General features: G+C 74.6%; 13 protein-coding genes. 7 read left to right on the top strand and 6 right to left on the bottom strand.

The window, feature by feature from the left end; all coding sequences use genetic code 11:
- Nucleotides 1–26 precede the first annotated feature (26 nt).
- Together ACLZOT_RS22800 and ACLZOT_RS22795 are read right to left on the bottom strand one after the other, a co-directional pair.
- Nucleotides 27–506, bottom strand: a complete 480-nt coding sequence (locus tag ACLZOT_RS22800; RefSeq protein ID WP_416970860.1) for a hypothetical protein — start codon at nucleotides 504–506, stop codon at nucleotides 27–29.
- Entirely contained in the window at nucleotides 503–1,525 is a 1,023-nt protein-coding gene (locus tag ACLZOT_RS22795) for a GNAT family N-acetyltransferase (RefSeq protein WP_416970859.1), read from the bottom strand. Before ACLZOT_RS22795 ends, ACLZOT_RS22800 begins: the two co-directional genes overlap by 4 nt.
- Nucleotides 1,526–1,793: 268 nt before the next feature.
- On the opposite strand from ACLZOT_RS22795, the gene ACLZOT_RS22790 reads away from it, so the two are divergent.
- From ACLZOT_RS22790 to ACLZOT_RS22780, 3 genes are read left to right on the top strand one after another with little or no spacing between them, the layout of a single operon-like run.
- Entirely contained in the window at nucleotides 1,794–2,873 is a 1,080-nt protein-coding gene (locus tag ACLZOT_RS22790; protein WP_416970858.1) for a hypothetical protein, read from the top strand.
- Entirely contained in the window at nucleotides 2,870–4,177 is a 1,308-nt protein-coding gene (locus tag ACLZOT_RS22785; protein WP_416970857.1) for a hypothetical protein, read from the top strand. The genes ACLZOT_RS22790 and ACLZOT_RS22785 overlap by 4 nt, the downstream gene beginning before the upstream one ends.
- On the top strand, nucleotides 4,174–4,749 hold the full coding sequence (locus ACLZOT_RS22780) for a hypothetical protein (protein ID WP_416970856.1): 576 nt from the start codon (nucleotides 4,174–4,176) through the stop codon (nucleotides 4,747–4,749). The genes ACLZOT_RS22785 and ACLZOT_RS22780 overlap by 4 nt, the downstream gene beginning before the upstream one ends.
- A gap of 3 nt (nucleotides 4,750–4,752) precedes the next feature.
- On the opposite strand, the gene ACLZOT_RS22775 is transcribed toward ACLZOT_RS22780, so the two are convergent.
- Nucleotides 4,753–5,190, bottom strand: coding sequence for a nucleoside-diphosphate kinase (locus ACLZOT_RS22775; protein ID WP_416970855.1), 438 nt, complete (start codon nucleotides 5,188–5,190; stop codon nucleotides 4,753–4,755).
- Nucleotides 5,191–5,367: 177 nt separating this feature from the next.
- On the opposite strand from ACLZOT_RS22775, the gene ACLZOT_RS22770 reads away from it, so the two are divergent.
- Complete coding sequence (locus ACLZOT_RS22770; RefSeq protein WP_416970854.1) at nucleotides 5,368–6,147, top strand: class I SAM-dependent methyltransferase; 780 nt, start codon at nucleotides 5,368–5,370, stop codon at nucleotides 6,145–6,147.
- Nucleotides 6,144–6,722: a GrpB family protein gene (locus ACLZOT_RS22765; protein ID WP_416970853.1), complete on the top strand. Its 579-nt coding sequence runs from the start codon at nucleotides 6,144–6,146 to the stop codon at nucleotides 6,720–6,722. Before ACLZOT_RS22770 ends, ACLZOT_RS22765 begins: the two co-directional genes overlap by 4 nt.
- Here the strand turns inward: ACLZOT_RS22765 and ACLZOT_RS22760 are convergent.
- Nucleotides 6,709–6,861: a hypothetical protein gene (locus tag ACLZOT_RS22760; protein ID WP_416970852.1), complete on the bottom strand. Its 153-nt coding sequence runs from the start codon at nucleotides 6,859–6,861 to the stop codon at nucleotides 6,709–6,711. The genes ACLZOT_RS22765 and ACLZOT_RS22760 overlap by 14 nt on opposite strands.
- A gap of 642 nt (nucleotides 6,862–7,503) precedes the next feature.
- Here ACLZOT_RS22760 and ACLZOT_RS22755 point away from each other — a divergent pair.
- Nucleotides 7,504–8,496 (top strand): LuxR C-terminal-related transcriptional regulator, encoded by a 993-nt coding sequence (locus ACLZOT_RS22755; RefSeq protein ID WP_416970851.1) that lies wholly within the window; start codon nucleotides 7,504–7,506, stop codon nucleotides 8,494–8,496.
- A gap of 241 nt (nucleotides 8,497–8,737) precedes the next feature.
- The gene (locus tag ACLZOT_RS22750) at nucleotides 8,738–10,666 is read left to right on the top strand and encodes a BTAD domain-containing putative transcriptional regulator (protein ID WP_416970850.1); all 1,929 of its coding nucleotides are present in this window, start codon (nucleotides 8,738–8,740) and stop codon (nucleotides 10,664–10,666) included.
- Here the strand turns inward: ACLZOT_RS22750 and ACLZOT_RS22745 are convergent, their stop codons facing one another.
- Together ACLZOT_RS22745 and cimA are read right to left on the bottom strand one after the other, a co-directional pair.
- Nucleotides 10,667–11,737 (bottom strand): helix-turn-helix transcriptional regulator, encoded by a 1,071-nt coding sequence (locus ACLZOT_RS22745; RefSeq protein WP_416970849.1) that lies wholly within the window; start codon nucleotides 11,735–11,737, stop codon nucleotides 10,667–10,669.
- 202 nt (nucleotides 11,738–11,939) lie between these two features.
- On the bottom strand, nucleotides 11,940–13,562 hold the full coding sequence (cimA, locus tag ACLZOT_RS22740) for a citramalate synthase (RefSeq protein WP_416970848.1): 1,623 nt from the start codon (nucleotides 13,560–13,562) through the stop codon (nucleotides 11,940–11,942).
- Between the last annotated feature and the right edge of the window lie 33 nt (nucleotides 13,563–13,595).

Genomic DNA, 13,595 nt, shown 5'->3' with positions numbered 1-13,595 from the left:
GGGGTGAATCCCGTCGGCGCCCACGCCTACGCCGCCCCCGGCACGAGTGTCTTCTCCGCGCTCAGCACGAACGCTTCCAGCTGCGCCGAGCCGACCGCGTGCGGGCAGTACTCGCGCCGCACCCGCTCCACCGCCACCCGCGCACTCACCCCGGCCACCGCCATGTCGAGGCAGGCCAGCGCCGCCCCGGTCCGCCCGTGCCCGCCGAAGCAGGCGACTTCGAGCGTGGCTCCGCCCTGTACCTCGACGGCGAGTTCCCGGACGCGGGTGAGGAGCAGCGCCGACTCCACGGGCGCCTCCAGTGTGGGCCAGAACACGAAGTACGGGCGGCGCGCGTCGGCCTCGCCGTGCCAGCGTTCGTCGAGGTAGAGGCCGAAGTCCGCGGGCCCGGCGAGCAATGCGTTGGCGCGGCGCTCGGGGCTGTCCAGGGAGGTACCCCACACCGTGAGGCCGCCGACCCGGTAGCGCGTCCTGAAGTGGCGGTCCTTCTTCGGGCGGTCGGTCATGTCGTCCTGCCTTCCTCTCGTGTCGCGCCGGCGGCGGATGCGGGGATCCAGAAGCCGGCCGTGGGGTGTTCGCCGGGCCCGAAGGCCGCCTTGAACCTCGTCACCGAGGTGCCGGGGTAGGTGTCGCCCATGTGCAGGGTCCGGGCACCGCGCGCACAGGCGTCCTCGGTCATCAGGTGGACCAGGTACGTCGGCGCCTGGGTCAGCGCGGCGCCCTCCTTGTCCATCGCGGCGGCCCAGTACACGGCCTGCGGGCCCCGGTGCAGGGCCACCAGCGCGGCGACCGGCACGCCCTCGTGCGACGCCAGCCACACCTGGCAGCCGTCCCCCAGGTGCCGGGCCACCGCCGCGAACTTGGCCGGCGGGTTCTTCTCCCGCACCTTGCGCAACGTCTCCTCGGGCGCGTCCCCCGCCTGCCCGGCCCACCGCACGGCCGACAGCTCGAACAGCCGCTGGAACTGGGGCACGAGCCGTCCCGTACCGTCCCGCTCGACGTCGAGCCCCGAGCGCTCGGCCTTCCGTACGGCCCACCGGGCCCGCTTGCTGAACCTGTGCTGCCACACGTGCCCGAACCCGCCGTCCAGGTCCAGGACCTGGGTCAGCCGCGGGTTGCGGCGGGTGCCCGGCGGCATCCGCGCCTCCCACAGCGGCGCCGAGGCGGTGTCCGGGCGCAGGTACACCGTCCGGGCGGGGAGCGCGGCCAGGTCGTCCACCACGACCCGCGCCCGCTCGGCCGTCAACGCCCCCGGCGCCGCCACGGCCCCGCCGACGCCCCAGCCCTCGGGCCAGGACGCGTACGTCCCGCCGTCGGCCGCCCGCACCAGCGGCACCAGCACCCTCGTGCCGTCCGGCCAGGTGTAGAGCCGCGACGCGTCCCGCCACCCGCCCGCGCACACGGCGTCGCGCCAGCCGGCGGTCTGACTGGGCAGCACGAAGTCGCCCGCCTCGCGGACGACTTCGTCCCAGAGGGAGGCGGGGACATGAAGGTCGACGCGGACGCCGAGGGCGGTTGCTGTCATGAGGGCACATCCTGCGGGGCGCCGGGAGGCTGGGTTAAGAGGGGTTTCTCCGCGCGGAACGGCGAGAACGGCGAGGCGGGACGCGGGTCCGGCCGGCGCGGGCGGCGTCCGTTCCGTGCGGCGGACCGGCGGCTGCGCAGAGCGGTGGGCACGGGCATCGTGGGCCGGACCGGCCAGGTGCCCGCGCCTCGCCCCGTCCACTCCCCGTGCCCGTCCCGCGCCCACCCCGGCGCCCGTCCCGAGAGCCGATGCCGTGGAGCCGCAGTCCGTGTCGTCCTGTCCCGACGGCCCCGCCCCGGCGCCGGACCGGACCCGGTTGACCTGGGGACCGGTCCGCTGGGAGCTGACCAGCGGGAACCCGGCGGAACACCGCTGGTTCGCCGCACACCTGTCGGTCACCGGCGACCACCTGCCGTACGCCGCGCCCCTGCGGACGTTCAGGATCGAGGCGCGCACGGGAACGCCCGAGCAGTGGCGGGGGCCGACGGGTCCTGTCGTCCTCATCCGCGACGTCCCGCACCACCGCACGGTCGTCGAGGGCCGCCCGGCCTGGGTCAGGGCCGGCGACGCGCCGTACGCGTACGTCCACCGGGGCGGGGACGACTGGCTGGTCCTGCGCGAGGAGCGGGGCCCGGACCGGTTCCGCCCCGCCGAGACCCTGGCCGCCGAACTCCTCGGCGTGACCCTCGCCGGCCTCGGCGGCACGACCGTCCACGCGTCGGCCGCCACCGCCCCGCACGCCACCCTCTTCGCGGGGGCCTCCGGCACGGGCAAGAGCACCCTGGCCCTCGCCCTCGCCGCCCGGGGCGGCGCCTTCGTCGCGGGCGACCGCAGCGTGCTGCTGCCCGGCGAGGACGGGTGGCACGTCGTCGGCGCCGCCGTCGCCGCCCGCTTCGGCCGCGGCACCCTCCGGGCCACCGGGCACGCCGAACGCGTGGACGCCGTACGGCTGTTGCGCCACGGCGGCCCGGCCCCCGCGCCGAAGACATCGAAAACGCCGAAGACACCGAAGACGCCGAAGCCGCCGAAGGCCCTCCTGACCCAGACCGAACTGCACGGCCTCCTCGGCACCCGCACCTCGGCCGGCGCCCCCCTGACCCGCGTGGCCCTCCTGGAACACGCCACCGGCAGGACCCCGACGGTGACCCGGGTCCCGCCGGACGAAGCCACGCCCCTGCTCCTGCCCCACCTGCTGCCCGCCCCGGCCCCGTGGTGGGACGACACCCCGCCTCCGCCGGCCGTCCTCGCCCCCCACCTGCCGGTCCCCACGTTCCGGGTGCGCTGGAATCCCGTGACCCACGAGGCCGGAACCGTCCTGCGCCTGCTGGACCGGCGGTCGTCCGCGTGAGACTCCACCGGGTCCTGTGGGCCCCCCTCACGGCCGCCCTGCTGCGCGCGGCGGCCCCCGTCACGGCGACCGCGCTGCTCCTGCGGCACGGCCCCGCCACCGGGTACGCGCTCGCCGCGTGCGCGGCGGTGTGGTGGGCCGCCCGGACCCTGGACGAGGCCCTGGTCCCCCGCGCGGCCCGCGCGGTCGATCACGCGGCCCGGCGGTCCGTACTGAACGCGCTGGCCCGCGCGGCGGACGCCCGCCGGCTGGACCCGGACGACCGGGAGCTGGCCGACGCCGCGCACGCGGCGGCGGGCGTGGCCGTGCGCTGGGAGCCGAAGCCGGGGACGGCGGTCGCCCCGGCGGCCCGGCTGGTGCGCGACACGGGGGTCGTGGCCGGGGTCTGCGCGGCACTGGGGGCGGCGTACGCCCCGGCGGGGTGGCTCTGTGCCGGGGTCGCGGTCCTCGCCGGGGCCGTCCGGGTGCGGCGGCACGCCCCCGCCGACGCCGGGTTCGGCCGTACGCGGTGGCTGGCCCTGGCCCGGCGGACCCGGCGCAGGCCCGTGACGGCACGGGTGTCCGCCCTGGCCCTGGCGCTGACGGCGTTCCTCACGGCGGGCACCCGGCCGGGACTGGAGACGGGCGCGGCCCTGGCCGCCGTCCTGCTGTACCGGGCCGGGGCCGGCCTCCAGGACCTCACGGCACCGCGGCACGCGGTCACCGCGCTGCGGCGGGTGCGCGCCCTGTCGGCGACGGCGGCCCGTCCCCGCGCACCCCGCGGTTCCGCCGAGCGTCTGACCGTACGTCCGTTGTCCGGTGGCGGCCTGCGGATCCGGCTCACCCAGCCAGGACCCGCAGGACGCCCGCACGTCACCGAGGTTCGCGCGGCGCCCGGCGCGTCCGTCCGCCTCGCCACGAGCCGCGCGGCCGTGGATGTTCTGCGCGGCCTCATGGCGACCGCCACCGGCCCCGTGCTCCTGGTCGCGCCCGAGCCGTTGCGCCTGGGCTTCGCCACCCTGGCGGACAACGTCACGCTGGGCACCGGCCCCCTGCCGTCCGGCCTGGTGGCCGGTCTTCCGTACGGCCCCCGGACCCTTCTCTCCGCCCAGTACAGCCGCGGCGTGGACCTGGACGACCCCGCCTGGTCCGCCGTCACCGCCGCCCGCCTCACCGCCCACCTGCCCGCGGGGCCGGCCCTGATCTGCCTCGCCGCGTCCCCGGATCCGGCTCTGGCGCGGGCCCTCGACCGCGCCCGCGCGCGGGGGGCCTGCGTCCTGCGCCTGGATTCCGCACCCGTCACCGCCGCCCCGGAGCCCGTATGACCCGCCCCGCCCTCCTCTGTGCCACGACCGCCGCCGGCTCCTCCCTCGGCTGGTGGACGGCCCACGCCTCGCCGGACCGTCCCGCGACGGTCCTCGCCCTCGCCCTGGCCCTGTGCTGTCTCGGCGGCGCCTGGCGCGCGGGCCCGGCGGGCTTCGCCGTGGACCGGACGGTCCGCGTCGCCACGGCCCTGTCCATCCACCCCGCCCTGGCCCTGGCCCTGCTCCCCCTGTGCCTGCCGCTCCGCCCGCCGACGGCCCGTCCGCCCCTCACCGGCGAAGCCGCCGACGCCTCCCGGGCCATCCGCAGGATCGTCCGCACGGCGGTGGAACCGAAGGGCTGGCCGGAACTGACGGCATGGCGGCTGATGCCGCTGCTCGTGGACCGCCACGACCGGCACGCGGACACGGTGGCGTCCGCGACGGCCCGGGCGTCGGTCCGGTCCCTGCCGGGCGGACTTCCGGTGCCGGCGGCCCTCCTGCTGACGGCGGCGGTGGTGTGGGCGGTCCCGGGGGCGACCCTCACGCAGGCCCAGGCGGTCATGCTGATGGTGACGATCGCGACGGCGGCGTAGGTCTCAGGGGCGCAGCAACTCCCCGAACACCGCCCGCTCATGGTCCCGTTCCCCCACGGTCTCCGGGCAGTGCATCACGTTCCTGCGCTCCCCGCACCCCAACTCCGCCCGCAGCCACCGCTTCACGGCCAGTGTGCGCCGGATCGCGTCCTGACCGTGCACCGCCAGCAGCTCCACGGGCCCCTCGCACAGATAGGCCAGGGTCAGCGCCCCGTCGGGCTCGTCGGCCTTCTCGGGCAGCCACCGCCGCGCGTCGGCATCCCGCAGCCGCAGCGACCCGACCGCCTCCACGTCGAGCCCCGCGTCCCGCAGCGCCGCGACCACGGCCCCGGACAGCCCGCGCGCGACCCCGTCGGGTTTGACGAGGGCGTGGGTGGCGGGGGAGAGGTCGCAGCGGGCGGGCAGGGCGAGGCCCGGCAGGGTGTTCCAACGGATCCGCATCGGCCCTCCGCAGTCGTCGCAGGCGTCGTCGCCCCGATCCTGCCGCCGCCCCCGCTCCCCGCAGAACCCGCTGTTCCACGCGGTGAAATGTCCCGGTCACAGCGGCAGAGCCCTCGCTAAGGTCGCTCGCAAGAGCCGGAAGAGCGGCGCATCCACAGCCCGGAAGGGGACCAGCAGATGACGAGGGACCGGGGCCTGGCCCACGCCCAGAAGTATCTCGGAGACTTCGAGACGGTCGTGGCCGCCAGGATCGAACAGCAGGGCAGGGTCCGTCTGCTGGAGGCGGGCTGCGGCTACGGCGTCGCGATGATGGAGCTCGTCCGCGCGTTCGGGGACGCGGTCGAGGTGCACGGCTTCAACTACTCCCCGGTCGACGGCGACGAACGCCGGATGCGCACGGAGGCCGTGGAGCGGGGCATCTTCACGGAACAGGACCTGGCCGGCGTCACGCTGCCGCGGATCACCTTCTGCGACGCCTCGAAGCCGCTCCCGTTCCCGGACGGCTCCTTCGACTTCGTCTACAGCCAGGCGTCGATGTACCTGTACGACGACAAGGCGGCGTTCCTGCGGGAGTGCAACCGCCTGCTCGCCCCGGGCGGGGTGGCCCGCGTCAACCCGTCCCTGCACTTCGACGAGAAGGACGCCCCGCGGAAGTACCAGGGGTACTGGGAGATCTGGGACGGGGGCCGGGAGGTCGAGCTCGGCGACCACCTGAAGGGCGTCGAGGGCATCGACCTGGTCTGGCCGGCGGGCCGGGAGCACCCCGACCTCGCCTACGTCGAGGTGCGCCGGCAGGACGAACTGGACCTCGGCCTGCGCCTGGTGGCCTCCGTCGACCTGAACTTCCTGTGGCACGAGTGGGGCGGCGTGCGCAGCGTCTACTCGACGCAGGTGGAGTTCACCCCCCGCTACAAGCGCGAGCTGAGCCGCCCGGCGACCGCCGAGGCCCCGGCGTGACCCGCACGATCGAGATCGTCCCGTACGACCCGGCGTGGCCGGCGGAGTTCGCGGCCCTCGCCGCCCGCCTGCGGCCGGCCCTGGCGGACGCCGTCCGCATCGACCACATCGGCTCCACCTCGGTCCCGGGACTCGACGCGAAGCCCGTGATCGACGTACAGATCTCCGTGCCCGCCCTCACCCCGGACGACGCCTTCCGAATCCCGCTGGAAGGGCTCGGCTTCCGTTACCGGCGCGACAATCCGGACCTGTCGAAACGGTATTTCCGTGAGCCGGAGGGCGCCCGCCGCGTCCACATCCACGTCCGCCGCGCGGGCAGCCTCGACGAGCAGCTCAACCTGGTCTTCAGGGACTTCCTGCGCGCCCGTCCCGACACGGCCCGGCGGTACGCGCGGACGAAAAGGGAGCTGGCGGCCCGTCACCCGCATGACGGCCAGGCATATACCGAGGGCAAGGGGCCCTTCATCTGGGCGACGCTGCGTCAGGCCGCGGCCTGGGCCCAGGAGACCGGCTGGGAGCCGGGCCCCGACCGGGCCCAGGGCCCCGACCGCACCGACGGAGTCAGTCCCAGATGAGGCCGTCGCCGCCGGCCTCGCCGTCGGCCCGGACGGTCGTCACGTGCTGGGCGGCCGGCTGCTCGGCGTGCAGGGCGAGACCGCCCAGGGCGAGGACGGCGGCGGCGACAAACCCGTGGAAACGGAGAGTACGAGACATGGGGGGACCTCCAGAAGAATTGCGGTGAATTGGTGGGGGGACTTCCTTTGCGCCCCGGAATCGATGGCCTTCCGAATTCGGAAAGCTCATTCTTTTTCCGGTGGAGCGGGGGGCGCTTCTTCGCCTTTTCGCTGTCCGCGTCGCCGCGTCCCTCGCTTCGTTATCGATTCTGGAGTTCCGCACCGGTCGGGAGAAGCGGGAAAAGCGGCCCGGCCGCTTTGGGCCAGCGGCGGCGGTGCCCGGCAGGCTCCGGCCACCCCCCGTCGGCCGCGCGCCGGATGCCCCGACCGTGCTCCGGCCAGGGCCCCTGCCTCACGCGGACCCGCGCCGGCCCGCGTCGGCAGGTGGATAGGGAAGCGATAGCGGACCGAAAGTCCGGCCCCTTTGTGTAAGAGGCGGGCGAGGCGATTACTGTGCCCCGAAGGGGTGGCGGCCCCCTTGAGATACCGCCCCGGACAGGATGGAGGTCATGTTCGATGACGCGTTTCTCGCGTGGCATGCGAAGCGGCGACGAGCCTTTGGCTGTCGCCGATTTGCTGTTTTCCGCATCGAGTGGCTTATTAGTCCGGCGCCCCTGGTCCGGGGCGCTGCGGGGTGGATGGGACAGTACTCTCGGCGGGCGGAGGCGGAGGTGGAGCGGGAATGAAGGCCGTGTTCGGGTTGGCCGGGCTCGATCGGGTGCAGGAGATCGTCTACAGCGCGACGCTGGAGGAACCCGCACCGGACGTGCCGGCGCTGGCGCAGCGACTGCGCCTGGACGTCACCGAGGTGCGCGACGCCCTGGAGGTCCTGCTCGAACTGCGCATGGTGCGCCGCTCGCACGCGGAGCCGGAGCGGCTCGTCGCGGTCGATCCCGTGGTGGGCCTGCAGAACCTGCTGGCGCGCGAGCACGAGCAGTTGCTCGCCCGCCAGCAGCAGATCTCGGCGAGCCAGTCGATGGTGCTCAGGATGCTCGCGGACCGCAACGCGAGCGTCGCCTCCGCCGCCACCGAGGGGGTGCAGCGGCTGGAGGGGATCGACGCCGTCCAGCAGCGCCTGGAGCGGTTCTCGCAGGAGGTCGAGTGGTCCGTGGAGACGTTCATGCCGGGCGGCGCCCAGTCCGCGGCCGCGCTGGAGGCCGCGCGGGAGAACGACGCCCGGGTCATGGCCCGAGGCGTGGTGATACGCACGATCGGGCTGGACTCCGTACGCGAGCACGAAGGGACGCTGGCGTACGCCCGCTGGCTGACCGACCGGGGCGGCGAGTTCCGTACGGTCGCCGCGCTGCCGCCCCGGATGGTGGTGGTGGACCGCAGTTCCGCGCTGGTGCCGATCGACCCGGAGGACAGCCGCAAGGGGGCGATGTACCTGACCGAGCCGGGCATGGTGGCCTCCCTGGTGGCGCTCTTCGAGCAGGTCTGGGACGTGGCCACGCCGTTCGGCAGTGACCGCAGGCCCGACAGCAGCGGTCTCTCCGCGCAGGAGAAGGCTTTGCTGGTGCTCATCGCACAGGGGCACACGGACGAGTCGGCCGCCTCCAAACTGTTCATCTCGGCCCGCACGGCCCGCCGGACGATGGCCGGCATCATGGAACGTCTGGGAGCGCGCAGCCGGTTCGAGGCGGGCGTGAAGGCTGCTCAACTCGGTTGGCTGTAACGGGGGAACGGCGGATGCGCCGGAGCCGGGCCCGCCCTGACCCGGCCCCGGCGCGGCCCCGTACCGGGCCGCGCCGGGGTTGCCGAACAGCGCAACTCCCTGATGACATTCGTGAATTGCCCGGCAATGCTGGATGTTTCAATCAAGTCTGCGGTGTGAGTAGACTGAGTTCAGGGCGAGTTGGGGGAAAGCCGCAGGCACAGGACCTAGACGGGGCTGCCGTCGGAACAGAGGCGGAGCGTTGGAACCTGTCTTTCGAGTTCTCGGCCCGCTCCGCCTGACCGGCCCGCAGGGGGTGATCCGGCTCCCCGCCGGACGCGAGCGGGTCGTCGCCTCCCAGCTGATCCTCAACACCAACAAGGTGCTCTCGGTGGAGCGGCTGGCGGACGCGGTGTGGAACTACGACGCCCCCTCCACCGCGCGGACCCAGATCCAGATCTGCATCTCGCGGCTGCGCCGGGCGTTCGACGCGGCGGGCCTCTACGGACGGATCGTCACCTCCCCGCCCGGCTACCAACTGGTCGCCGAGCAGGACGAGGTGGACCTGATGGTCTTCGAGCGCGAGGTCTCCGAGGCCCTGCGCGTGATCCGGCGCCGCGCCACCCCCGACACGACCGCCGAGGGGGTCGCCCTCGCCCGGCGCGCGCTCGGCCTGTTCACGGGCGAGCCGCTGGCGGACGTCGGCAGCGAGGTCGTCCAGTCCGTGGCCCGCCAGCTCGCACAGCGCCGGCTCCATGTCCTCGAAGTCTGCCTGGACGCGCAGCTCGACCTCGGGCAGGCGGCCGACATCGTCGACGAGATCGCCGCGCTGGTCGCCGAGCATCCGCTGCACGGGCGGCTACGGGCGCTCAACATGAAGGCCCTACAGCGGCTGGGCCGGCGGGCGGACGCGATCGCGGTCTACCAGGAAGCGCTGCGGGAGTACCGCGACCGGCTCGGACTCGAACCCGATCCCGAACTGAGACAGCTGCATGAAACGATTCTGCAAGACATGAGTTACCCGGCGGGGGAGAGCCGGGACCCCGAGGGACCCCGCAGCTTCGGCCTGGAGCCCCACGGCGCCCTGCGCCCCCCGGCCCTCGGCCGCGAACTCCTCCCCACCCCCGGCACGTACCACCTCGACGGCCGCACCGAGGAATTCCTCACGCTGCGGGAGGCCCTGCGGCGGTCGAGAACGACGGGGGCGAGGACGTCCCGCTCGGCCCCGGCCGCCCCCGGGGTGCATCCCGGGCCCGTGTTCGTCTCCGGCCCGCGCGGCATCGGCAAGACGGCCTTCGCCATCGCCGCCGCCGTCCGGCTCGCCCCCGACTATCCCGACGGCCGGCTGTACCACGACATGCGCCACCCGGACGGCACCCCCGTCGGCCCGCACGCCGTCCTGGCGACGTTCCTGCGCACGCTCGGCACGCCCTCCGCCGACGTGCCGCCGACACTGGAGGAGTGCTCGGCGCGGTACCGGGAAGTACTGCGAGAACGCCGGGTGCTGGTCGTTCTCGACGGCGCACAGGACTTCCAGCAGGTCCTTCCCCTGCTGACCGACGGCTCCGGCAGCGCCGTCATCCTGGTCAGCAGGCTGCCGTGGGGCGCGCAGCCGGCGGCCCGGCGCATCCGCCTCGGCCACCTCGACATGGACGCCTCCGTCAGCTTCCTGGCCCGGCTGGTGGGCGCCGCCCGCGTCTTCGCCGAACCGGCGGCGGCCCGCCGCCTCGCCGAGCGCTGCGCCGGGCACCCGCTGGCCCTGACGGCCCTGGCCTGCCGGCTCAACCGCCGCTCCCAGTGGCCCCTGTCCCTGCACCTGAAGTCCCTCATGGACGACGCGACCCTCCTGGACCAGCTCTCCACCGGCGAGTCGAACGTCCGCGCGGCCCTCCGGGCCGACTACGACGACCTGCGCCCCACCTCCCGCGTCCTCCTCCAGCGCCTCGTCCTGCGGGACGAGCGCCGGTTCTCCCCGGCGGTGGTGGACGCCCTCCTGGGCTGCCCGCCCGGCGCCGGCATGGAAGTCCTGGACGACCTGGTGGTGGCCGGCCTGGTGGAGGTACGCCCCGGTTCCGACGCTACGGAGAGCTACCGCCTGACGGGCCTGATGCACCTCCTGATCCGCGAGCACATCCCCTCCCGCTTCCTGACCGGCCTCGCACTGTCCCGGGGCGGGCCGTCCGACGGGTGATCACGAGGCCGTGGCCCGGGGCGCCGGCCGGGGCGCAGGCCCGGGCACCGGGCGGCCGGCCGTCACCGCGGGCGGCCAGACGCCCCGGCGCAGCAGGTCCCAGGCGTAGGCGCGGGCGATCAGGGCGACGCGGTTGCCGCCGCCGATGCGGAAGCGGAGGTTGCCGAGGTGGTACTCGACGTTGTTGCGGCTGAAGTGCAGACGGCTCGCTATCTGGCCGCTCGTCAGCCCCTGGGCGGTGAGCTCCAGGATCGACGCCTCCGTCGGGGTGAGCGTGGGACGCCGTGCGGGGGTGCGTGTTCCGTCGTCGGGGTGGACCGTCGACACCTCCCCCAACACGAGGAGTTCACGCAGCGCCGGCCCGCTCTGCCAGGGGATCCGGACGCAGTCCGCGAGGAACTCGGCGCCGTCGAGACGGACGAACACGACGGAGGCCGCCTCCCCTTCGCCGGCCGGGCCGGGCAGGCCGGCGCGGACGAGGCGGTGCAGGGGGAGACCCGAGAGCCCCTCGGGAGCGGGGGCCCCGAACAGGACGGCGGCGGCGGGGTTGGCACCCAGCACCGTGTCCTGGACCGACACCTTCAGCACCCCCACGGGGAGCCGCGACAGCAGCGGGTCCAGGTCGGACGCGGGCGGGGCCGGCGCGGGACCGGCCGGCCACCGCGCGACGTCCACGGCGGCCACGGCGCCGGACATGCACCAGGCCGCGCCGACGACCCCGCCGAGGCTGCCGTCGGCCGCACGGTCGGGGGAGAGGATCACCTTCCACAGCCGCGTGCCGTCGGCCACCTCCCAGGAGACGGTCCTGTCGTCGAGGACGAGTGAGTGGGCGGCGCCGAGGAGCTGGGCGTTGCCGAAGGAGGAGACCAGCGCCGGGTCCCCGGTCCGCGTCAGATGGACGTGGTGACCCGCGCGCAGCCCGATCCGCCAGGCGGCCCCGGCGGCCTGGACCACGGTCAGGGTCCGGTCCGTCTTCCAGGTCGCCACCTCGACCAGCCCGTCGGTGACCGGCTGCCCCGGCCCGGTGGGCCAGGGCCGGGCCTCTTCTGTGTCTCGGCCAGAACCAGGCATGGGGACGGCTCCCTTTCCGTGCGGCGCCCGCGGCGGGAGTGCGCGGGCGGTCGGTGTGCCCGACGGACCGGCCGGATCCTGCCCCCACCGGTTCCTCCGTCGGTACCCGCAGTCTCACAGGTGGGCCGACGCCATGGCACCGCTCACAGGTGGCCTGATCCGGCCTGGCCCAAAAGGGCCGTTCGCCGCGTTCCGGTCCGGCTCAGGTCGCGACGGCCACCTCCGCCCGCCGGGCCGGATCGTGGGGCGCGGCCCGCAGCAGGCCGTACACGTACGCGTCGTCCAGCGCCTGCCAGGAGGCCGCGATCACGTCCCGGCCCACCCCCACCGTCGACCACTGCGCCGCCCCGTCCGTCAGCGTCAGCAGGACACGGGTGGTGGAGCCCGTGCCGCCCGCGTCGTCGAACATCCGGGCCTTGTAGTCGACCAGCCGCAGGCTCGGCAGCCGCGGGAACGCCTCGCCGAGACCGCGCCTGACCGCCAGGTCCAGGGCGTGCACCGGGCCCGGCGCCTCGGCCGAGGTGATGAGCGAGCGGCCGGCCACACGCAGCGCGACGGTGGCCTGGTTGACGGACTCGCTCGGACCCCGTTTCTCGACGACGACCCGCCAGTGCTCCACCTCGAAGGGCCGCCGCAGCCCCCCGGTCTCCGCGCGGATCAGCAGCTCCAGGGACGCGTCGGCCGATTCGTACGCGTACCCGCGCAGTTCGCGCTCCTTGACGCGGGTGACGACCCGGCCCGAGGCCAGCCGGTCGTCACCGAGGTCGATGCCCAGCTCCCTGGCCTTGAGCTCGATCGAGGCGCGGCCCGCCATGTCGGACACCAGCGTCCGCATGCTGTTGCCGACCAGGGCCGGGTCGATGTGCTGGTACAGATCGGGATCCACCTTGATCGCGGAGGCGTGCAGTCCCGCCTTGTGCGCGAAGGCCGAGGCACCGACGTACGCCTCGTGGGCCGGCGACGGCATGCCGGTGATCTCCGCGACGGCGTGCGCGACGCGGGTCATCCGCGCGAGCGCGCCGGCCGGCAGCACCGTACGGCCCTGCTTCAGCTCCAGGGCCGCGACCACCGGGAACAGGTCGGCGTTGCCGACGCGTTCGCCGTAGCCGCCCGCCGTGCACTGCACGTGTGTGGCGCCCGCCTCCACGGCGGCCAGCGTGTTGGCGACCGCGCAGCCCGAGTCGTCCTGGGTGTGGATGCCGAGGCGGGCCCCGGTCGTGCGCAGCACGGCGGAGACCACGGCGTGCACCTGCGAGGGAAGCATGCCCCCGTTGGTGTCGCACAGGACGACGACGGCGGCGCCCGCCTCGTGGGCGGTGCGCACCACCTCGGTGGCGTACGCGGGGTCGGCGCGGTGGCCGTCGAAGAAGTGCTCGCAGTCGACGAAGACCCGGCGGCCGTGCGCGCGCAGATGGCGGACGGTGTCGGCGATCATCCGGAGGTTCTCCGCCGGGGTGGTGCGCAGCGCGAGTTCCACATGCCGGTCGTGCGCCTTGGCGACCAGGGTGATCACCGGCGTCTGGGCCGCCAGCAGCGCCGCGACCTGCGGGTCCTCCTCGACCGGGACACCGGCCTTGCGGGTGGCGCCGAACGCGACGAGCTCGGCGTGCCGGAACTCGATCTCCCGCGCGGCACGCCGGAAGAACTCGGTGTCGCGGGGGTTGGCGCCGGGCCAGCCGCCCTCGATGAAACCCACGCCGAAGCCGTCGAGGAGGCGGGCGACGGCGAGCTTGTCGTTGACGGTGAGGTTGATGCCCTCGGCCTGCGCTCCGTCGCGGAGCGTGGTGTCGAGGACGTGGAAACTGTCGTTCGGTGCGGTGGTCATGGTGACGACGACTCCTCACGGGGTCCGGGGCGA

The sequence above is a fragment of the Streptomyces sp. 4F14 genome (assembly GCF_048159485.1).
In the GTDB taxonomy this organism is placed as follows: domain Bacteria; phylum Actinomycetota; class Actinomycetes; order Streptomycetales; family Streptomycetaceae; genus Streptomyces.
This window is presented reverse-complemented; position numbering and strand designations above follow the sequence as displayed.

What these genes read in the sequence shown, in the direction of transcription:
- ACLZOT_RS22800 (WP_416970860.1), bottom strand. Translation starts at nt 506, where the DNA reads ATGACCGACCGCCCGAAGAAGGACCGCCACTTCAGGACGCGCTACCGG.
- ACLZOT_RS22795 (WP_416970859.1), bottom strand. Translation starts at nt 1,525, where the DNA reads ATGACAGCAACCGCCCTCGGCGTCCGCGTCGACCTTCATGTCCCCGCC.
- ACLZOT_RS22780 (WP_416970856.1), top strand. Translation starts at nt 4,174, where the DNA reads ATGACCCGCCCCGCCCTCCTCTGTGCCACGACCGCCGCCGGCTCCTCC.
- ACLZOT_RS22775 (WP_416970855.1), bottom strand. Translation starts at nt 5,190, where the DNA reads ATGCGGATCCGTTGGAACACCCTGCCGGGCCTCGCCCTGCCCGCCCGC.
- ACLZOT_RS22770 (WP_416970854.1), top strand. Translation starts at nt 5,368, where the DNA reads ATGACGAGGGACCGGGGCCTGGCCCACGCCCAGAAGTATCTCGGAGAC.
- ACLZOT_RS22760 (WP_416970852.1), bottom strand. Translation starts at nt 6,861, where the DNA reads ATGTCTCGTACTCTCCGTTTCCACGGGTTTGTCGCCGCCGCCGTCCTC.
- ACLZOT_RS22755 (WP_416970851.1), top strand. Translation starts at nt 7,504, where the DNA reads ATGAAGGCCGTGTTCGGGTTGGCCGGGCTCGATCGGGTGCAGGAGATC.
- ACLZOT_RS22745 (WP_416970849.1), bottom strand. Translation starts at nt 11,737, where the DNA reads ATGCCTGGTTCTGGCCGAGACACAGAAGAGGCCCGGCCCTGGCCCACC.
- cimA (WP_416970848.1), bottom strand. Translation starts at nt 13,562, where the DNA reads ATGACCACCGCACCGAACGACAGTTTCCACGTCCTCGACACCACGCTC.